Origin of the sequence: Brucella thiophenivorans, from assembly GCF_002252445.1 — a bacterium.
Lineage (GTDB): Bacteria > Pseudomonadota > Alphaproteobacteria > Rhizobiales > Rhizobiaceae > Brucella > Brucella thiophenivorans.
Genome location: NZ_NNRJ01000015.1, coordinates 645,770 through 665,742, shown reverse-complemented (window position 1 = coordinate 665,742; position 19,973 = coordinate 645,770). Strand labels below are relative to the sequence as shown.

Here is a 19,973-nt window from a genome sequence, read left to right as displayed (position 1 = left end):
CCGCTTATTTCCCCTGCATGAACTTAGGTATTCCGACGACCCGGTTTTCGCCGTTGACAAAGGCCATGTCCTGCACCGTCAGTTCGACGTCGCGGATTTCACGATTGACGAGAAAATTCTCCGTTTCAATCGTTGTTTCTGCCAGTTCAATTTTGACGGTGAAGCGGTCCTTGAAGGCATCGATAATTTCATCGACGATGATTTCCGGTGCGGATGCGCCAGCAGAAAGCCCCACCACCGAAATATCACCAATCTGATCCCACTCAATATCCGACGCGCGCTGCACCAGCATCGACATGCCAGCACCGGCTTTCTCAGCCACTTCGACAAGGCGCTTGGAGTTTGATGAGTTGGGGGCGCCCACAATCAGGAACAGATCGCAGCCGGGTGCTGCCGCACGCACTGCATCCTGACGGTTGGTGGTGGCATAACATATCGATTCCGCTGCTGGCGCTGTCAGATTTGGAAAGCGCTGCTGCAACTCGACAATGATGCCCGCCGTATCGTCCACTGAAAGTGTGGTCTGTGTCACAAAACCCAAATTATCAGGATCGGCAAATTCGATTTTGCGTGCATCTTCCACAGTCTCAATGAGCGTGACAGTGCCTTCCGGCAATTGCCCCATCGTACCGATGACTTCAGGATGACCGGAATGCCCGATCAGGATCACATGACGGCCAAGGCGCTGATGGCGCATTGCCTGTTTATGAACCTTTGAAACCAGTGGGCAGGTTGCATCAAGATAAAACAGGTTCTTGGCCTCTGCATCCGCAGGCACCGATTTCGGTACGCCATGGGCCGAGAAAACCACCGGCTGATCGCGATGTTCAGCCGGAATCTCATCAAGTTCTTCGACAAAAATTGCGCCCCGCGATTGCAGGCCTTCAACCACGTAGCGGTTATGCACGATCTCGTGACGCACATAGACCGGCGCGCCATATTTCTTCAAAGCCAGCACGACGATCTGGATTGCCCGGTCAACGCCCGCGCAAAAGCCGCGCGGGCCGCAAAGGCGAATTTCCAGAGGGGGACGTTTATCGGTCATGAAGCATGCTCGCTTGGTTCGGCTTGGCAATCATATAAGGCCGGAGTTGGGCTGTAACGAGGCCTTTGTCAACCCTTATCGGTCTTTCGATACCGCCAGAACCATGTTCCGACAACCCCCAGCAGCGCCAATGCAAGCCCATACCAGGTAAGCGCATATTGCAAATGATTGTTGGGAAAGTCGATAATGGTGACGCCGCCAATCGGCAAACCACCGAAATTTGGCGTCTTATCCGCATCGATAAAAAACGGCACGGCATCATCAAGCGAGGGAATATCCGCGCTTTCGGCCATGGCCGACCAGTCCTTCCAATAGAAAATGTTCTTTGCAATGTCGTTTTCTGGAACGAAATAACCAGGCTTGGTATCAAGCGGATCCCGGGCAAGTCCGGTGATCGTTACCGGACCATCTAATTGTCCATCAAGCCGGGTTTCAACATCTTTTTTATCGTAAGGAACAAAGCCGCGATTAACCAGCACAAACCGACCATCCTCAAGCATCAAGGGCGTATAGACATTAAAACCAGACTGCCCGTCATAGGTGGCAAGAAAATGCCGCTCGCCCTGATGCATAAAGGTGCCGGAAACCGTCACCGGACGATATTCAACCGATCCCTCATCGCGATAGATTTTCTCCATATCAGCCAAGGGAAGTGGTGCTTCGTGCACGCGTTGCTCTGTGGAAGCAAGCAAGGCTTCCTTCCATTGCAGCCGCTCAATCTGCCATGTTCCCAGCGCAATCAAGACCGCGAATGCGATGAATGACGCAATCAGCACGCCCCATGGAAACCTGCGCGGCTTGTGTATCTGGTTCATTTGCCATCATCCAGACGTCCCTGCGACGCCTTGTTGCGATATTGCATATTGATCAGAATACCCTTGATGCCGCGCATGGCAACAAGGCTTAAAATAATCGCCAAAGGTACCCACAGAATGAAATGCACCCAGAGTGGCGGCGCATAATTGACGTCTAGCCATAGCGCCAGCCCAACCACGATAACGCCAATGATGAGGATCACAAAAGCCGCCGGACCATCGCCTGCATCTGCAAAGGAATAATCAAGTTCACATGCACTGCATCGCGGCGCGACGCTCAAGAACCCGTTGAACAACTTGCCCTCACCGCAGCGCGGACAATGGCCGAGAATGCCGCTCTTTATAGGATCAATCGGTGGGTAAAGATTATTGTCCGGCATGAGTGCCCCGCAGTGGTCGAAAAAAGGAAAAGGCGGCCATGTTTCCAAGGCCGCCTGCGCTCGTTTCAAATGATTGATCAACCGCCGTGTATAGGGGCTCCCCAGCCACCCCACACATAGATGGAGAAGAACAGGAACAGCCAGACAACGTCCACGAAGTGCCAATACCATGCGGCCGCTTCGAAGCCGAAATGACGCTCCGGTGTGAAATCACCGCTCATGGCACGGAACAGAATGACCAGCAGGAAGATCGTGCCGACGATGACGTGGAAACCGTGGAAGCCGGTCGCCATGAAGAAGGTCGCGCCAAAGATCGAGTCCCTAAACTCGAAAGGTGCATGCACATATTCGTAATACTGCACAAAAGAAAACAGGAAGCCGAGCGCGACGGTCAGCGTCAGGCCGATAATCATGCCTGAACGATCCTTATGCAGCAGCGCATGATGCGCCCATGTGAGCGTCGTGCCAGAAAGCAGCAGGATCACTGTGTTATAGAGTGGGAGGTGCAGCGGATCGAAAACCTCAATCCCCTTCGGAGGCCATTGACCACCAGTGTATTCGGCGCGCGCCACCTGATGCACTTCATTTGGAAACAAGCTTACATCGAAAAATGCCCAGAACCATGCCGCAAAGAACATGACTTCCGAAGCGATGAACATGATCATGCCGTAACGCAAATGCAAAGCAACGACGCGGGTATGATGCCCCTCGTGGCCTTCACGGATCGTATCCGCCCACCATGCGTACATGCAATAAAGAACAATCGACAAGCCGATAAAGAAAATCCACGGCGTTGCCAGATTGATGCCAAAGAATGGCAAATCACCTGCATTAATATAGCGCATCCAGGCAATGCCGCCGATTGCCAGCACGAAAGCGCCAACCGAACTCAGGAATGGCCATGGGCTTGGCGCTATGATGTGATAATCGTGATTTTTCTCGTGAACGTCCGCCATGTCTCTCCCCATGCGACCCTTGAGGGTCCTCTCTCATGCATTCCGGCCTGTCGCTAAAACAGCATCAGGCAATTCCCTTCCCGACACAACATAAAGCTGCGCGGCCTGTTTGTCTTTGCGGCATTTGTGCCGCAACATTACAATCAGCTTCCGTCACTTTTCCCAATGACTGCCTTCGCATTTGCAACGGACGCAGGTTTATCAATCGGGAAAAACGTATAGGAAAGCGTGATTGTCTTCACATCTTTCAGATCAGGATCATTGACGATCTCAGGATCGACAAAGAAAACAACCGGCATTTCCATGCTTTCACCCGGCTGTAATGTCGTATCGGTAAAGCAAAAGCATTCGACCTTGTTGAAATAAGCCCCTGCCCGGCCCGGCGCGACATTGAAACTGGCGCGGCCAAAGGTCGGCTCGTCAAAGAGGTTTTTTGCCTCATATTTGACCATCATGGTTTCGCCAATGCGCAAACTTACCTCGCGTTCAACAGGCTTGAAATCCCAAGGAAGACCGTTGGACGTATTGGCATCAAAACGGACTTTGATGGTTTTATCGAGTATGGTGTCGGAGTACTGTTCCGCGCGTTGCGTCGTGCCACCATAGCCTGTCACCTGACAAAACAGAGTGTAAAGTGGAACGGCAGCATATGACACGCCGATCATGCTGACGAAAAACGAAACGCAAGCAATCGCAACCGTACGATTAGAACGGTTCAGCTTTTTCTGTTTCTCGTCGATGCTCTGCTGATCTGCCATTTTCTCCTCCCGAAAACGTCTGGTTCAGTCAAGTGCTTCCATCACACTGTTTAGAGCGGTTCCTGTTAAAGTGGAATCGTCGTAACCGCTCTCTATATTTTTTACGCATTATCCTACGCAAAACCGCTTCGCACTTTTGCTGGAAATGCTCTAATCACATCGGTCGCATGAACATGTTTGCACCGAGTTTTGCGACCGTGCCGATATAAACAAGCACAACAAACAGCAGAAGTGCGATTGCAAGCCCGATAGACCGATTGCGCTGCGCCTTTTTCTGCGGCTCAGTCGGAACAATCAGTTCCAGCTCTTCTTTCACCGGCTTTTGCGCTGGCTTATCAATCACAAAATTCTCCAATTCCGCCCTAGAGCGCGTCGCATTTAATCATAGCCATTGCGCTCGCCCTATTTCTTTGTTTTTGCGCATGTCGTTATCGGAAAACCGGTTCCCACTTTTCCGGGACATGCTCTACCCTCACAAGAAACCAAATCCGACCAGAAGCTTGAACGCCAAAGCTTCAAACAGTAGTACCGCAAAAATCATCGACAGATAAACCAGCGAAAAACGGAAAAGCTTACGCGCTGCAAGCAGCATCTGCGTTTCGGATTCAGCCGCCCACATGCGCCATGCATAATAGACGAAAGTCAATCCAAGCAGAATGGATACAACCCCATAGAAGGTTCCCGCAAAGCCCATGATCCAAGGCAGCACACCAACTGGCGCCATTAGAATAGCATAGAACAGAGCCTGCCTGCGGGTCGATAATTCGCCCTTCACATTCGGCATCATCGGAACGCGCGCCGCTTCATAATCATTGGATGAAAACAGCGACAAGGCCCAGAAATGCGGCGGCGTCCATAAAAAGATAATTAGGAACAGAACCGTGCTGTCCCAGCTGATTTCACCAGTCGCTGCCGCCCAACCGATCATCGGAGGGAAAGCACCAGCAGCGCCACCGATAACGATGTTTTGCGGCGTCGAACGCTTGAGCCACATTGTATAAACAACCGCATAGAAGAAAATGGTGAAAGCCAGCAGCGCTGCCGACAGCCAGTTGACCATCAGGCCAAGCGTGATGACTGAGAAAACCGAAAGCGTCAGGCCGAAAGCCAGCACCTGACCCGGCGCAATCACACCAGCGGGGATTGGACGGTTGCGCGTGCGCTTCATCACGGCATCAATATCGGCATCGTACCACATATTGAGTGCGCCCGACGCACCAGCACCAACCGCGATGCAAAGAATGCTGATAGCAGCAAGAACAGGGTTCATATGGCCGGGCGCAAGCACCAGACCGACAAGTCCGGTAAACACCACAAGCGACATAACACGCGGTTTTAGCAGGACAAGGTAATCCCGCGCCGTCGCCTCGGAGAGTGCGAATGCTTCATCGGAAACCGTGTTTTTTTCCACCAGAGACATTAACTTTTACAACCTCGAATTCAACGAACCAATGTCGCGTTCGGCCCTGAACGCACATCAGTATTCCAACAAACCCTACCTCCCGGAAATGCATTCATCTCTATGAGATGTCTGTTCACAACCGTCAAACCATGACAAGCGGAACTGAATGCCGCCTGCACATAGCACAGTTTATGCATCTGGGCGAAGCCCCAAAAAGACCTCGCCCAGCACAATTACTTGATACGCGGCAGTTGTTCCCACTGGTGGTATGGCGGCGGCGACGAAAGCTGCCATTCGAGCGTTGTTGCACCCGGACCCCATGGGTTTGCACCCGCTTCACGCTTCTTCGCAAATGCTTCAAACACATTGTAGAGGAAGATCAGCACGGCAAAGCCCGAAATGTAAGAGCCGTATGACGACACCATGTTCCAGCCCGCATAGGCATCCGGGTAGTCGATGTAACGACGCGGCATGCCAGCAAGACCAAGGAAGTGCTGCGGGAAGAAGACGAGGTTGACGCCAACGAATGTCACCCAGAAATGCAGCTTCGCGGTGAATTCGTCATACATATAGCCGCTCATCTTCGGGAACCAGTAATACCAGCCTGCAAAGATTGCGAACACGGCACCCAGCGACAGCACGTAGTGGAAATGCGCTACCACATAATAAGTGTCATGCAGTGCGCGGTCGAGACCAGCATTGGCAAGCTGCACACCCGTCACACCGCCAACGGTGAACAGGAAGATGAAGCCAACCGCCCACAGCATCGGAGCGCGGAAGGTGATCGAGCCACCCCACATCGTCGCGATCCATGAGAATATCTTGATGCCGGTCGGCACCGCGATGACCATGGTTGCGAACATGAAATAGCGCTGCGTATCGAGTGATAGCCCGACCGTATACATATGGTGGGCCCATACCACAAAGCCGACGACGCCAATTGCAACCATCGCATAGGCCATGCCGAGATAGCCGAAAACTGGCTTGCGCGAGAAGGTCGAGATAATGTGGCTGACAATACCGAAACCCGGCAATATCAGGATGTAGACTTCCGGGTGTCCGAAGAACCAGAAAAGATGCTGGTAAAGGATTGGATCGCCGCCACCTTCAGGTGAGAAGAAGCTCGTGCCGAAATTGCGGTCTGTGAGCAGCATTGTGATACCGCCAGCCAGAACCGGCAGAGACAACAAAAGCAGGAATGCCGTAACGAGCACCGACCATGCAAAGAGCGGCATCTTGTGCAGCGTCATGCCCGGAGCACGCATGTTCAGAATCGTCGTGATGAAGTTGATTGCACCAAGGATCGACGACACACCTGCGATATGCAGTGCGAGAATCGCAAAATCGATGGCAGGTCCCGGCTGTCCGCTGGTAGATAATGGCGGATAAAGCGTCCAGCCACCGCCAACACCCCATGTCCCGGGCGAAGCAGGCATGAACAGCGAGATCATCAGCAGCAGCAGCGCAGGTGGCAGCAGCCAGAAAGAAATGTTGTTCATGCGCGGGAACGCCATATCAGGCGCGCCGATCATGAGTGGGATCATCCAGTTGGCATAACCGCCGATCAATGCAGGCATAACCATGAAGAAGATCATGATCAGCGCATGCATGGAGGTAAACACATTGAACATGTGCTTGCCGGCATCAAGTGCTGCATCGCCCTCAACGCCATAAACCATTGCCGCAAGACCATGGAAAATCTGAATGCCAGGTTCCTGCAATTCAGCACGCATAGCTATAGACAATGCGCCGCCGATGATGCCTGCCGTGATTGCGAAAATCAGGTACAGAGTACCGATGTCTTTGTGATTTGTCGAGTAAACCCAGCGTACCCAGCCTTTCGGCTTATGGTCGTCATGGGCTCCATGCTCGTGAGCTGCTGTGCCAGCCATGGAATTCGCTCCCGTTTTTCAACAGTCTTGCGTATCGAAGTCTTATAGACCCGCCGCAGCTACTTTATCATTTGCATCGCCTTCAAGCTCAGCCTGAAGCGCCTTATTCGCACCCTGAAGGTCAGACGCCGCTGCGCTCAGCCATGTGCTGTATTGCTCATCTGAGACAACACGCACGGCAATCGGCATGTAAGCGTGATCCTTGCCACACAGTTCCGAACACTGGCCATAATAAAGGCCTTCCTTGTCCGCTTTGAACCATGCTTCGTTGATGCGTCCGGGAATGGCATCCATCTTCACGCCAAAAGCCGGAATCGTCCATGAATGGATAACATCGGCAGCCGTCACCAGAAGGCGCACGGTCGTTCCGACAGGCACCACAACTTCATTGTCGACGGCCAGAAGACGTGGATAGACTGCGAGATTTTCTTTACCAGCCGCAGCCCGCTCTCCTTCTTTGAGGATCAGCGAATCAAAACTCACCGGCGTTTCAGTCTGATACTCATAACCCCAATACCACTGATAACCAGTCGCTTTGACCGTCAGTTGCGGGTCTTCCGGCGAATATTGCGCCGTCAAAAGCTGGAACGATGGCACCGCCAGGAAAAGCAATATGATCACCGGACCTACCGTCCAGATCACCTCAATTGCCGTATTGTGGCTGGTCTTGGACGGCTCAGGATTTGCGCTTGCGCGAAACTTGTAAGCACACCAGAACAACAGAGCCAGAACCAGCAAGGTAATCGGCACGATGAACCAGAGCGTATAACGCTCAAACCAATGAATCTGCTCGGCAATGCCCGTAGCAGCAGCTTGAAATGTCATTTCCCACGGACGCGGCTGATCTGCCAGAGCGGCACCGCTTGTCCACAGCAAAGCAGAAGCACCAACGACGGCACCCCTCGTTGTGGCAACAAATTTATCCACCAGAACTCTCTCCCTTTTTGCCCTTGCGAGCTGGACGCCGGACGTTTAGACGGCCGTATCCCCCGTCAGCGTTCAAACCACACCTTACCCCACACCGCAAGCAAGGCGAATATGTTCCTGTGCGGCATTTTTGCGCAAAGCCCTGCGTCAGAGCCCCGCATCCAGACGATATAGAAAAACTTCATAACCTAACGAAACCTTGGGAAAAACCGCAGAAACCCATAATGAAGCCATGATTTAGCAAGAGGTTTCCGTTAACGTGCCGATTGATAATGGATTTAACTGCCCTCAACGCATCTTGGGACGCATCTGGGTGCAAAGCCGGCATCACCTTTGCGATTATGGTTCGGAAGCGACAATAGCTTTTCACCGCCAGTTTCGCACGGTAACGTCTTTGGTGATTCGATCTGGAGATTTCATGGTTTTCCGCACATCCGCCCGCTGCTCAACTTTCGCACGTTTTGCCACCCTTGCAACGGGCGTGGCGATGACATTGGCAGTCGCAACAATGCCATTGAGCGCGCAGGAAACACCCGCGCAGCTTACAGCGCCAACACAAGCTCCCGCACAGGCCCCTGCTGCGCAGCCGCAGTCGCCTGCCACCCCACAGCAGCAAAGCGGTACGCTCAAGTCGCAGCATGGCGCATGGGCAATCCTGTGTGACACACCAGCTGGCGCCAAAACCGAACAATGCGCGCTCATTCAAAATGTGGTTGCCGCCAAGCGTCCTGAGCTCGGGCTTTCCGTCGTTGTACTTAAGACGGCTGACAACAAGGCGCGCATTTTGCGCGTTCTGGCACCGCTCGGCGTATTGCTGCCAAACGGTCTCGGCCTGAATGTTGATGGCAAGGATATTGGCCGCGCTTATTTCGTGCGCTGCTTCGAAGACGGCTGCTATGCAGAAGTCATTCTCGAAGATGAGTTGCTCAACACATTCCGCAATGGCAAGTCTGCAACCTTCATTGTCTTCCAGACACCAGAAGAAGGCGTTGGCATTCCAGTGGATTTGAAGGGCTTCGGTGAAGGCTTCGACGCTCTCCCCTGATTCACGCTCTAGCGGCCTGCAAATAGCGCTTTTCTGCGATTCCGGCGCTCATGTACCTTTAATTATACTGCGCTCCGGTTCTCGAAAATCACCATTTTCGGCTCGATATACCCTGAATCACAAGCCTCGCTGATTGATTAGGTTGTTCTCGACCAATTTAGCGCTTACATCCTGTGGCAGACACATGCCGCAGGATTTATTTTATGAAGAGCCTGATTGATAGTTTTGATGCCAACCGCGACGATATTGAACGCCTTGTTTCGCAAAGCCTGAAAGGCAGTGACGATGGCGAACTCTTCATGGAGTATCGCGAGGCGGAAACGCTTCTTTTTGACAATGGACGCCTCAAGACCGGCTCATTCAATCAGGATCAGGGCTTTGGTCTACGCGCTGTAGCGGGAGAAGCTATCGGCTATGCTCATGCAGGCGACATGTCCGTTGCAGCCCTCAAACGCGCATCCGACGCCGTTTCTGCCACACTAAGCGGGAGTAGCGGCAGCTATGCGGCGGCACCCGCTGGCACCAACCGTCAACTTTATACTGATGAGAACCCAATCGGTTCGCCAACATTTGATGCCAAAGTTCAGCTTTTGCAAAAAATAGACGCTTATTTGCGTGCAAAAGACCCAAAAGTGCGGCAGGTATCTATTTCAATCGCCGGATCATGGCAGCAGGTGGAAATTCTGCGTGCTGATGGCCATTTTGTGCGCGATATTCGGCCGATGGTGGAACTGAGTATTTCCGTCGTTGCTGGCGGTGGCGACCGACAAGAATCGGGAGCTTACACACTTGGCGGACGTAAGGGCTTTGGCGATTTCATCACAACCGAAAGCTGGCAGAATGTGGCCGATGAAGCGTTGCGCCAGGCATTGGTTAATCTAGAAGCCATTCCTGCTCCGGCTGGAACCTATGATATAGTGCTGGGCTGTGGCTGGCCAGGTGTAATGCTACATGAAGCTGTCGGCCATGGACTTGAAGGCGATTTCAATCGCAAGAAGACTTCGGCCTTTTCCGGCTTGCTTGGACAGCAGGTTGCCTCGAAAGGCGTCACCGTTGTTGATGACGGCACGATCGCGGAACGTCGCGGCTCCCTCACTATCGATGATGAAGGCACGCCGACCAATCGCACAGTGCTGATTGAAGATGGCAAGCTCGTCAATTACATGCAGGACCGGCAGAATGCGCGGCTGATGGGTATGGAAGCGACTGGCAATGGTCGCCGCGAATCTTATGCACACGCGCCCATGCCACGCATGACCAACACCTATATGCTTTCTGGTGACAAAACGCCGGAAGAGATAATCGCCTCCATGAAAAAGGGAATATATGCCGTTTCCTTTGGTGGCGGTCAGGTGGACATCACTTCCGGCAAGTTCGTGTTCGGTTGTACGGAAGCCTATATGATCGAAGACGGCAAGATCGGCGCGCCGATTAAGGGCGCGATGCTGATCGGTAATGGCCCGGACGCCATGCAGCGCATTTCTATGATCGGCAACGATTTGCAACTGAACCTCGGTGGTGGCAGTTGCGGAAAGGGTGGCCAATGGGTACCAGTCGGCGTCGGCCAGCCCCACCTGCGCATGGATCAGGTGACTGTCGGCGGCACAGCCATTTAAGCCAATTCAGGGTGCCTCGTGCAGATAATCGACAAGTACTTGCCTGAATATGGCTTTAGTGAAAAGCATAGCTGCGATGTAACCGCCGCTCCCGAGGCGGCATTACAGGCAGCAATTGCATACCGGCCTGAGACGGACATCTTCTTTCGCAACATGATTGCGTTGCGTGAAATACCTATGCGCGCCGCCGCACGGTTTCGTGGGCGAAAAGCCAGCGTTGCGCCACCGTTCGGACTGCACGAATTCACGTTACTGGAACATAAGCCCGGTCAAGGGGTGGTCTACGGTCTGGTAGGGCAATTCTGGAAAGCCGACTTTGGCATCAACAAATTGGAAAGCGCGCAAGACTATCTCGCCTTCAATACGGCAGGCATTGCGAAGCTGGCGCTCGCCTTCACAGTTACAGAGCAAAGCTGCAACACGCTACTTATCACAGAAACGCGGATTTTCTGCCCGGATCGCAAAAGCCATCTGCGTTTCCTGCCATACTGGTACCTGATCCGCCCAGTCAGTGGCATAATCCGAAACCGTATTCTCCGCTCAATCAAAAATGCCAGTGAAATACCAATTCAACCTGATGCCGCAACCTCATGAACATCATCGTCCATGTTGAAACTCCTGTAACGGATATTCATCTCGCCATCGCTTTCTATGAAAAGATATTTGGCGTCACCTTCGGCGAGATTATCGAAATCTATGGCATATTTTCCTTTTGAAGAAGGAAAACATGGCGCGAGCGGCGCACTGGTACAGGGCGAGGTCTATATACCCACTGTCAACGGGGCTATTCTTTACTTTCAGGTTGCCAATATCGATGATGTTGTCGAAACGGCAATCGAACTTGGAAGCCAAGTGCTGTTTCCCAAGACACCAATCAATGACGGTGGCTTTGTCGCTGAAATCATGGATAGTGAGGGCAATCGTATCACAATCCAGAGCTTATAACACTCAAACTGGAGCAGTTAATGCCGGAAACACCTTATGACTGGAGCGGTAAGCAGCCCGAAAAGCGCTCACGACAAAAACGCCTGATGGTGATAGCCGCGGCGACCATGATCGCCCTACTCTTCACGCTGGCGGTGGTGGATGCGATCCTCATTCTGGTTGATTGATGCCACCAATCTATGAAATTGACTGCGCCGGCATAAAGTCCCCCAACGAACTCTGGCAACGCTATCTCGACACCGTGCCTGTATCTGACCCAGAATCCTTTGGCTATACGCTCGATTCATTTTGGGATGGCGTGCAATGGTGCGGCCCCGGATGGCCCGGCGAATGCGAGCTTATATTCAAAAATGCAGACGCATTGAGCGACCTGAAAACGCGCGGGGGCAAGCCATTTCTGAAAGCATTTCGGCAATTGGTAGCAGATACAGATCGGGTGAAGATCAGGCTTGTCTGATCCTTTTCCTACATTTACCCGTTGATCGCTATTTCCATCAAGCACTCAGCCCACCGGCAACCGTAATCACCGTGCCAGTCACAAATCCTGATTTATCGGAAGCAAGCCAGAGCGCGGTTTGTGCAATGTCTTCCGGTTCGGCGATACGCCCCATTGGTGTCATAGCGGCGATTTTTGCGGGTCGATCCGGATTACCACTCGATGAATGAATAGATGTATTGGTTGTGCCGACACGAATGGCGTTCACGCGGATGCCTTCGGATGCCAGCTCTTTTCCCGCGCCGATAGAGATGGTTTCAACCGCAGCTTTTGATGCGGCGTAGTGCACGTACTCTCCCGGACTTCCCAGAACCGCAGCCACCGATGAGATATTGATGATCGTGCCGCCTATACCAGCATTTGCGGTGGACATGCGACGGGTAGCTTCTTGCGTGCAATGGAGCAGGCCAAAAACATTTGTTTTAAATGTTTGTTCGAGCGCTTCTTCGGAAAGCCCCGCAATGCGCGCGGCTTGTCCTATTACGCCTGCATTGTTGATAAGGCATTGCGGCGCGCCAAGCTCTCTGTCGCAGGTGGTAAATAGGCCTACAACGTCCAACCGGTTGGCTACATCGCTGCGCACAGCAATTGCTTTAGCGCCGAAACTTTCGCAGGTTTTGATGGTTTCATTCGCTGCGTCTGCATCGCTCACATAGCTGATGCAGACGTTATAACCTTCGCGGGCAAACAGAATTGCGGTGGCAGCGCCAATGCCTCTGCCGCCGCCAGTAACGATAACAACTGGTCTCACGCTACACCCTCCCCGCGCTTTGATCCGTGTCAGATTTCCGGATTCTCCTCGAGAAGCCCTTCAACAAATTCAAAAAGTCCCGGACGGCGATCACGGCGCAGACGCTCGGCGATGATGATACCTTTAATACCTGCATAAGAGCGCTGGAGGTCTTCATTGATGACTATATAGTCGTATTTCGACCATTTCTGAATTTCAAAACGCGCATTCTGTAACCGGGTTTCGATCACATCCGCTGTATCTTCCGCGCGACGGTTGAGACGGTTCTGCAGCTCACGCATGGTTGGCGGCAAAATAAAGATCGACACCACATCGGCAGGCATTTTGGCCTGCAATTGCTCGGCACCCTGCCAGTCGATGTCGAACAGCATATCCTTGCCGTCGGCCAGTGCTTCTTCAGCGGTCTGGCGCAGCGTGCCATAGAAATTGCCGTGCACTTCCGCCCATTCGATCAGCTCGTCATTGTCGCGACGACGTTCAAACTCGCGTTTGGTGATGAAATGATAATGAACACCTTCAATTTCGCTTGGGCGGCGTTCACGCGTGGTCACGGAAACGGAGAGTGAAAGGTCCATATCCGCATCGCTGAGCAATTGCCGCGCAATTGTCGATTTGCCAGCACCTGATGGTGATGAAATCACCACCATGAGACCGCGGCGTGCAATGCCATGTTCGACCGAAGAGATGGCCATTTTTCGTTACTCCAGATTCTGTACCTGTTCGCGAAACTGATCGACGACTGCTTTCAGCTCAAGGCCGATTGCCGTGATCGATGCTGCGTTCGATTTTGAACAAAGCGTATTCGCTTCGCGATTAAATTCCTGTGAAAGAAAATCAAGCTTGCGTCCGATAGGGCCGCCATCGGCAAGCAATTTACGCGCAGATGCCACGTGGGTTTGCAGCCGGTCAACCTCTTCCTGAATGTCCGCCTTAGTCGCGAGAAATGCTGCTTCCTGATAAAGCCGCACCTCGTCGAGATCGCGCCCTGTATCCATTAGCAATGCCACCTGATGCTCAAGCTTCGTGCGAATGGCCTCTACACTGCGCGACGTATCGTTTCGTGCGTCCAATGTCAGGCGCTCAATCATGTCGACATGGCCGGAAAGGATCGTGAAAAGTGATTGGCCTTCATGGGTGCGTGCCTCGGCAATGGCCTTCAACGCACCTTCAAAGGCGGCAATGACCGCGGCCTCAAGTCCGGCGCGTGCATTGTCGTCTTCGCTCACCTGCGTTTGATCAATGATTCCACGCAACGAGAGAATGCCATCAACGCTTGCAGGCGCAAGGCCGTGCCTTGCCTGTAGTTCAGCACCTAGTCTGAGCACTTCATCCAGCATGGCCTGATTGATCGTGAAGCCCGCCTGCGCTTCCGTGCGCTCAACCGTAACGCTTGCCTGAAAATTTCCGCGTGAAAAATAGCGCGCCAGAAGCGAGCGAACCGCATGTTCAGCACCCTCCAGTCCCTGCGGCAGGCGCAGCCGCAAATCCAGACCCTTGCCATTGACTGAGCGGACTTCCCAGACAATGCGTGCTTCACTGTCAGCCGCACCATACTGCATCGCATGGCGCGCAAACCCTGTCATACTCTGGAGCGCCATGTTTCAATCCTTTTCGGCATTGCAGAATTCAGAAACTGCTTATTACTGAGCGGTATTCTCTTGTTGTTGCTGGCCTCGTTCCTGCTCAATAGCACGCCATTTGCGCACATTGGCATTGTGTTCCTGCAAGGTTTTGGCAAAGACGTGACCACCCGTACCATCGGCCACGAAGTAAAGGTCTTCCGTATCCAGCGGATTTGCAACCGCCTCCAGCGCTGCGCGACCCGGATTGGCAATTGGTGTCGGCGGCAAGCCATTGATCACATACGTGTTGTATGGCGTTGGCTTTTCGATGTCCGACTTGAAGATTGGGCGGTCGGAAGGTTTACCTGCACCACCGAACAGACCATAAATGATGGTCGGATCGGACTGGATGCGCATACCCTTATTGAGGCGGTTCACGAAAACCGAAGCCACATGCGGACGTTCCGAAGCAATGCCTGTTTCTTTCTCGACGATAGAAGCAAGCGTCACGAACTCATTCTTGTCCTTGACCGGCAGATCAGCACGGCGCTTTGCCCATGTATCGTCAATCAGCTTCTGCTGAGAAGCGACCATGCGACCGATGATTTCTTCACGCGACGTACCACGTGTAAAATTGAGCGTATCTGTAAACAGACCACCTTCCGCAGGCATATCCTTTGGCATCTCGCCGATCAATGTTGGATCAGCGGAAATACGGTCGAACACCTGTTTGACAGTCAGGCCTTCAGGAATTGTCAGCGGATACATGATCGACTTGCCGCTGATGAGAATATTCATCACATCGCGCATGGTCGAACCAGCCGGAATGGCATATTCGCCAGCTTTCAAATCATTTTCATGGCCGTATGCTCGCATACCGTAACGGAAAACACGGGCGTCACTAACGATTTCACGGTTTTCGAGACTGTTGGAGACTTCCGAAACACCGGCCCCGCGCTTCACAAGAAAGGTCGTTTCTGCTGTCAAAGGGCCCTTAGAATCAAACTGAACCTTGCCGAAATAAAACAATGCAGACGCACCGAGCAAAACCAAAACGATCAGCGAAAGCATGAAATTCATGAAGACGACGATCTGGCTGCGTGCATGGCGCGAGCGTTTACGCGGTGGGGGTGTGCCCGGTTCAGGACGCAGCGCTTCTGAAGCAGATTTTGGCACAAAAGGCTTGTTTGCCGCTGCTTGCTCGGTTCCTACTGCTGCCTGCGGCTGCAGTTCTGCAGGATTGGTTCCGGGCTTTTCTTCTGAACTCACTCCATCACCTCGTCCTGAAACCCGCTCTAAACGGCATAAAATCAAACAGCTCTATCAGATCACACTAAACACTATTCGCAGTTTTAAACATGACATGGGGTCATATTTTGACAAAAACGCGGAGAAATCCCCGCGTTTTTAAATAAGCTTAGTTTTCAGAGCGTCGTATTTTACGAATAACGGCGCATCACTAGCGAGGCGTTGGTACCACCAAAGCCAAAAGAATTCGACAAAACAGTATCGATCTTACGTTCACGCACCTTATGCGGAACGAGGTCGATTTTCGTCTGAACTGCTGGATTGTCCAGATTAAGCGTCGCAGGCGCGACATTGTCACGGATCGCCAGCACCGAGAAGATTGCTTCCGCAGCACCTGCCGCACCAAGCAGATGCCCGATGGACGACTTGGTCGAAGACATGGAAATCTTCGTAGCCGCATCACCAACAACCCGCTCGACAGCACCCAGTTCAATCGTATCAGCCATGGTCGAAGTACCATGCGCATTGATGTAATCAATCTGGTCTGGTGTAATTTCGGCACGCTTGATAGCTGCAACCATACAGCGCTCTGCGCCTTCGCCGCTCTCGGTAGGCGCTGTGATGTGGTAAGCATCGCCCGACAGGCCATAGCCGATCACTTCAGCGTAAATCTTTGCGCCACGCGCCAGAGCATGGTCCAGCTCTTCAAGAACCACAACGCCAGCCCCCTCACCCATGACAAAACCATCACGGTCACTGTCATAAGGACGCGAAGCGGCTGTCGGATCATCGTTTCGCTTGGTGGAAAGCGCCTTGCAAGCTGCAAAGCCTGCCAGCGAAATGCGGCTGACTGGCGATTCCGTACCGCCAGCAACCATCACGTCTGCGTCGCCAAAGGCGATCAGGCGGGCTGCATCGCCAATAGCGTGCGTACCAGTTGCACAGGCAGTCACAACCGAATGGTTCGGGCCGCGCAGCTTATGCTTGATCGAAACATGGCCGGAAGCCAGATTAATCAGACGGCCGGGAATGAAGAACGGCGAAATACGGCGTGGACCTTTGTCGCGCAGTGTAAGACCTGCTTCAACAATGCCTTCAATGCCGCCGATGCCGGAACCGATCAAAACGCCAGTACGAACCTGATCTTCATCGCTTTCGGGATGCCAGTTGGCATCGTCCAGAGCCTGATCGGCAGCGCCGACAGCATAGACGATGAACGGATCAACCTTGCGCTGTTCCTTGGGCTCCATATGGAGGTCGGCGTTGAAGGTACCGTTGGTGCCATCGCCAACCGGGACGCGGCAGGCGATCTGGCAAGGCAGATCATCAACTTCAAATTCCGTTACGCGGCGAGCAGCGCTTTCACCGGCCAAAAGACGTTTCCAGGTCTCTTCGACACCGCTTGCCAGCGGCGACACCAAACCAAGACCGGTGATGACGACACGCCTCATATCCACCCCTTAAATTTGATAAACTTCATTGGAGACATCCCGCAGACAAATTGTGTCTCATACGGACGATGCTCATGTTAGTGCTGGCTTAACGCCGAACTGCGCACGCAAAAACCCTTTAGTCTTCACCGGCAATGCTGTTCGCGTTTTCGAGAAAGGCTTTTAAAAAGCCTGACCAGAAGACAAACAGGGCCGGAATTGCAAACAATCCCAGCCCCGAAAGTTCAGATTAGGCAGAAGCCTTGTCGATGAACTTCACAGCGTCGCCGACTGTGAGAATCGTTTCTGCAGCGTCATCTGGAATTTCAACGCCGAATTCTTCTTCGAAAGCCATGACTAGCTCGACTGTGTCGAGGCTGTCTGCACCAAGATCATCAATGAAGCTTGCGCCTTCTGTGACCTTGTCGGCATCTACACCCAGATGCTCAACAACGATTTTCTTGACGCGCTCTGCAGTATCGCTCATGTCGGAACCTCGACCTGTTGTTAGTTTGCTCTGCCTTGGTTAGCGGCATGCATGATTGTAATCAAGTTATAAGATGTCTGCCAAGTTTTGTGTTTAATGAAACTCGCAGTCACCCTGTGGATATTCCTTACGGAACACGAAAACGGCACTTCGATTATCGAAATGCCGAAACTCTCGTCGGGCGCATTACCATGCTTCTTGAGTAAGGCAAAGCGCATTTTAGTTTTGAGCACCCAACTTTAAGACTTTTAATACCGTAAAATACCGATTTAAAGACCCATAAAGGGTTTTTAAATCATAGCCATACCGCCATTGATGTGCAACGTCTGGCCGGTAACATATGCAGCTTCATCACTCGCAAGATAAAGCACGGCAGCAGCAATTTCAGAACCGACACCCATACGCTTCATCGGGATGCTGCCCATGATAGCTTCTTTCTGCTTCTCGTTCAGCTTATCGGTCATGGCCGATTCGATGAAGCCCGGAGCAATGCAATTGACAGTAACATTGCGGCTCGCAATTTCCTGTGCAAGCGACTTCGAGAAGCCAATAAGGCCAGCTTTGGAAGCGCAGTAATTGGCCTGCCCCGGATTCCCGGTCACACCAACGATTGATGTAATGTTGATAATACGGCCCTTGCGGCGGCGCATCATTGGATGGGTCAGCTCGCGCGTCAAATTGAACACAGACGTCAGATTGACATTGAGAACCGAATCCCAGTCTTCATCGCTCATACGAACGAACAGGCCATCGCGGGTGATACCGGCATTGTTGACGAGAATATCGATGCCGCCCATTTCTTCTTCGGCCTTCTGACCCAGCGCCTTGACGGCTTCGCGGTCGGAAAGATTGGCCGGGAAAACAAATGTGCGATCGCCGAGTTCAGCAGCCAGTTCTTTGAGCTTTTCTTCGCGGGTGCCATGCAGGCCGACGATTGCGCCCTGTGCATGAAGAGCGCGGGCAATCGCTTCGCCCAAACCGCCTGTTGCGCCGGTTACGAGAGCCTTGCGGCCAGTCAGATCAAACATCTCAGATCCTTTTATGCATCAAGCGCAGCAAGCGCTGCATCAATTTCTTCGGCGGAACCAACGGTTACGCCGGTCACATCCTTGGAGATGCGGCGCGCAAGACCAGTCAGAACTTTGCCTGAACCTACTTCATAAAGCGTCGTGACGCCATTAGCCGCAAACCATTCAACAGTTTCGCGCCAGCGCACCTGACCCGTAACCTGTTCAACCAGCAAATCAGCGATTTCATTGGCATCGGTCACAGGTGCTGCACGCACATTGGCAATGAGCGGCACAACCGGATTGTGCTTTTCAACTTGAGCAAGCGCTTCACGCATAGCGTCAGCGGCAGGAGCCATCAATGTTGAATGGAACGGTGCGGAAACAGGCAGCATGATTGCGCGTTTGGCACCCCTTTCCGACGCAAGCGAAGCCGCGAGTTCAACCGCAGCCTTCGAGCCGGAGATCACAAGCTGGCCGCCGCCATTATCGTTGGCGATCTGAACTGAACCGGAAGCCTTGGCTTCTGCGCAGATGGCTTGTACTTCGCTGTGTTCCAGACCGATGATGGCAGCCATTGCGCCTTCACCAACAGGAACAGCTTTCTGCATCGCATTGCCGCGAATACGCAAAAGGCGCGCAGTATCGGCCAGCGAGAACGTGCCAGCCGCACAAAGTGCCGAATATTCGCCAAGCGAATGACCGGCAACATAAGCGACCTTATCTTTTAACGAAAAGCCCTGAGCTTCCATGACGCGCAGCGTGGCAATGGAAACAGCCATCAATGCAGGCTGTGCATTGGCCGTCAGCGTCAAAACGTCTTCCGGACCTTCAAACATGGTTGTGGAGAGCTTTTCGCCCAACGCTGCGTCCACTTCCTCGAAAACAGCGCGGGCTTCAGCGAATTGTTCTGCAAGGGCTTTACCCATGCCAACTGCCTGGCTACCCTGTCCCGGAAATGTAAATGCTACCGCCATGAATGCCTCTTTTTATATAACAATTTCCCGCGATGTGCCCCAATATGGGTTGAAAAGTCAACCATTTGTGGATTTCTACTGGCTTTGCCGCTTGCAAAGCGGGGGGAAAACACGTATTAGCCGCCCGTTCGTTGCTGGCATTAGCTGGGGGCTGAACGGAGGAGCATGCCTTCTTCACCGTTAAAAGTGAGAAAGCATGTGGAAGTCGATAAGCGCTTCTGCCTCCCGTGTCTC

General features: G+C 52.8%; 24 protein-coding genes. 7 read left to right on the top strand and 17 right to left on the bottom strand.

The window, feature by feature from the left end:
• Positions 1–4 precede the first annotated feature (4 nt).
• The 9 genes from ispH to coxB form a co-directional block, all read right to left on the bottom strand.
• A complete protein-coding gene (gene ispH / locus CEV31_RS08155; RefSeq protein WP_094506495.1) occupies positions 5–1,045 on the bottom strand; it encodes a 4-hydroxy-3-methylbut-2-enyl diphosphate reductase in 1,041 nt (346 codons plus the stop codon).
• A 68-nt stretch (positions 1,046–1,113) separates the two neighbouring features.
• Entirely contained in the window at positions 1,114–1,860 is a 747-nt protein-coding gene (locus CEV31_RS08150) for an SURF1 family protein (RefSeq protein ID WP_094506494.1), read from the bottom strand.
• Positions 1,857–2,240 (bottom strand): DUF983 domain-containing protein, encoded by a 384-nt coding sequence (locus CEV31_RS08145; RefSeq protein ID WP_094506493.1) that lies wholly within the window; start codon positions 2,238–2,240, stop codon positions 1,857–1,859. Before CEV31_RS08145 ends, CEV31_RS08150 begins: the two co-directional genes overlap by 4 nt.
• Before the next feature lie 77 nt (positions 2,241–2,317).
• Positions 2,318–3,196 carry a cytochrome c oxidase subunit 3 gene (locus tag CEV31_RS08140; protein ID WP_094506492.1) on the bottom strand — a complete coding sequence of 293 codons (879 nt, stop codon included), beginning with the start codon at positions 3,194–3,196 and terminating at the stop codon, positions 2,318–2,320.
• A gap of 143 nt (positions 3,197–3,339) precedes the next feature.
• On the bottom strand, positions 3,340–3,954 hold the full coding sequence (locus CEV31_RS08135; RefSeq protein WP_094506491.1) for a cytochrome c oxidase assembly protein: 615 nt from the start codon (positions 3,952–3,954) through the stop codon (positions 3,340–3,342).
• Positions 3,955–4,108: 154 nt separating this feature from the next.
• Positions 4,109–4,294 (bottom strand): hypothetical protein, encoded by a 186-nt coding sequence (locus CEV31_RS08130; RefSeq protein WP_094506587.1) that lies wholly within the window; start codon positions 4,292–4,294, stop codon positions 4,109–4,111.
• Positions 4,295–4,426: 132 nt separating this feature from the next.
• Entirely contained in the window at positions 4,427–5,374 is a 948-nt protein-coding gene (locus CEV31_RS08125) for a heme o synthase (protein ID WP_094506490.1), read from the bottom strand.
• 215 nt (positions 5,375–5,589) lie between these two features.
• Entirely contained in the window at positions 5,590–7,248 is a 1,659-nt protein-coding gene (gene ctaD / locus CEV31_RS08120; protein WP_094506489.1) for a cytochrome c oxidase subunit I, read from the bottom strand.
• Between the two features lie 42 nt (positions 7,249–7,290).
• Positions 7,291–8,175: a cytochrome c oxidase subunit II gene (gene coxB / locus CEV31_RS08115; protein ID WP_094506488.1), complete on the bottom strand. Its 885-nt coding sequence runs from the start codon at positions 8,173–8,175 to the stop codon at positions 7,291–7,293.
• 418 nt (positions 8,176–8,593) lie between these two features.
• Here coxB and CEV31_RS08110 point away from each other — a divergent pair, with 418 nt between their 5' ends.
• The 7 genes from CEV31_RS08110 (at position 8,594) to CEV31_RS08090 (ending at position 12,238) form a co-directional block, all read left to right on the top strand.
• A complete protein-coding gene (locus CEV31_RS08110; protein WP_094506487.1) occupies positions 8,594–9,220 on the top strand; it encodes an invasion associated locus B family protein in 627 nt (208 codons plus the stop codon).
• Positions 9,221–9,423: 203 nt separating this feature from the next.
• Complete coding sequence (gene tldD / locus CEV31_RS08105; protein ID WP_094506486.1) at positions 9,424–10,836, top strand: metalloprotease TldD; 1,413 nt, start codon at positions 9,424–9,426, stop codon at positions 10,834–10,836.
• 18 nt (positions 10,837–10,854) lie between these two features.
• Positions 10,855–11,430 (top strand): hypothetical protein, encoded by a 576-nt coding sequence (locus CEV31_RS08100; protein WP_094506485.1) that lies wholly within the window; start codon positions 10,855–10,857, stop codon positions 11,428–11,430.
• On the top strand, positions 11,427–11,552 hold the full coding sequence (locus CEV31_RS21400; RefSeq protein WP_268876326.1) for a VOC family protein: 126 nt from the start codon (positions 11,427–11,429) through the stop codon (positions 11,550–11,552). Before CEV31_RS08100 ends, CEV31_RS21400 begins: the two co-directional genes overlap by 4 nt.
• Positions 11,533–11,781 (top strand): VOC family protein, encoded by a 249-nt coding sequence (locus CEV31_RS08095; protein ID WP_235818051.1) that lies wholly within the window; start codon positions 11,533–11,535, stop codon positions 11,779–11,781. The genes CEV31_RS21400 and CEV31_RS08095 overlap by 20 nt, the downstream gene beginning before the upstream one ends.
• Before the next feature lie 20 nt (positions 11,782–11,801).
• Positions 11,802–11,948 carry a hypothetical protein gene (locus CEV31_RS21065; RefSeq protein WP_169717315.1) on the top strand — a complete coding sequence of 49 codons (147 nt, stop codon included), beginning with the start codon at positions 11,802–11,804 and terminating at the stop codon, positions 11,946–11,948.
• Positions 11,948–12,238, top strand: coding sequence for a hypothetical protein (locus tag CEV31_RS08090; RefSeq protein WP_094506484.1), 291 nt, complete (start codon positions 11,948–11,950; stop codon positions 12,236–12,238). The genes CEV31_RS21065 and CEV31_RS08090 overlap by 1 nt, the downstream gene beginning before the upstream one ends.
• 37 nt (positions 12,239–12,275) lie before the next feature.
• Here the strand turns inward: CEV31_RS08090 and CEV31_RS08085 are convergent, their stop codons facing one another.
• The 8 genes from CEV31_RS08085 to fabD all read right to left on the bottom strand — a co-directional run bounded on the left by CEV31_RS08085 (position 12,276) and on the right by fabD (position 19,739).
• Positions 12,276–13,028 (bottom strand): SDR family oxidoreductase, encoded by a 753-nt coding sequence (locus CEV31_RS08085; protein ID WP_094506483.1) that lies wholly within the window; start codon positions 13,026–13,028, stop codon positions 12,276–12,278.
• 29 nt (positions 13,029–13,057) lie between these two features.
• Positions 13,058–13,720, bottom strand: a complete 663-nt coding sequence (gene gmk, locus CEV31_RS08080; RefSeq protein WP_094506482.1) for a guanylate kinase — start codon at positions 13,718–13,720, stop codon at positions 13,058–13,060.
• A gap of 6 nt (positions 13,721–13,726) precedes the next feature.
• Positions 13,727–14,626: a YicC/YloC family endoribonuclease gene (locus CEV31_RS08075; RefSeq protein WP_094506481.1), complete on the bottom strand. Its 900-nt coding sequence runs from the start codon at positions 14,624–14,626 to the stop codon at positions 13,727–13,729.
• 42 nt (positions 14,627–14,668) lie between these two features.
• Complete coding sequence (mltG, locus tag CEV31_RS08070; protein ID WP_094506480.1) at positions 14,669–15,859, bottom strand: endolytic transglycosylase MltG; 1,191 nt, start codon at positions 15,857–15,859, stop codon at positions 14,669–14,671.
• 170 nt (positions 15,860–16,029) lie between these two features.
• Positions 16,030–17,289, bottom strand: a complete 1,260-nt coding sequence (fabF, locus tag CEV31_RS08065; RefSeq protein WP_094506479.1) for a beta-ketoacyl-ACP synthase II — start codon at positions 17,287–17,289, stop codon at positions 16,030–16,032.
• 229 nt (positions 17,290–17,518) lie between these two features.
• Positions 17,519–17,755, bottom strand: coding sequence for an acyl carrier protein (locus tag CEV31_RS08060; protein WP_002963616.1), 237 nt, complete (start codon positions 17,753–17,755; stop codon positions 17,519–17,521).
• Between the two features lie 290 nt (positions 17,756–18,045).
• Positions 18,046–18,783: a 3-oxoacyl-[acyl-carrier-protein] reductase gene (fabG, locus tag CEV31_RS08050; protein WP_094506478.1), complete on the bottom strand. Its 738-nt coding sequence runs from the start codon at positions 18,781–18,783 to the stop codon at positions 18,046–18,048.
• A gap of 11 nt (positions 18,784–18,794) precedes the next feature.
• Entirely contained in the window at positions 18,795–19,739 is a 945-nt protein-coding gene (gene fabD, locus CEV31_RS08045) for an ACP S-malonyltransferase (RefSeq protein WP_094506477.1), read from the bottom strand.
• Positions 19,740–19,973: the final 234 nt, after the last annotated feature.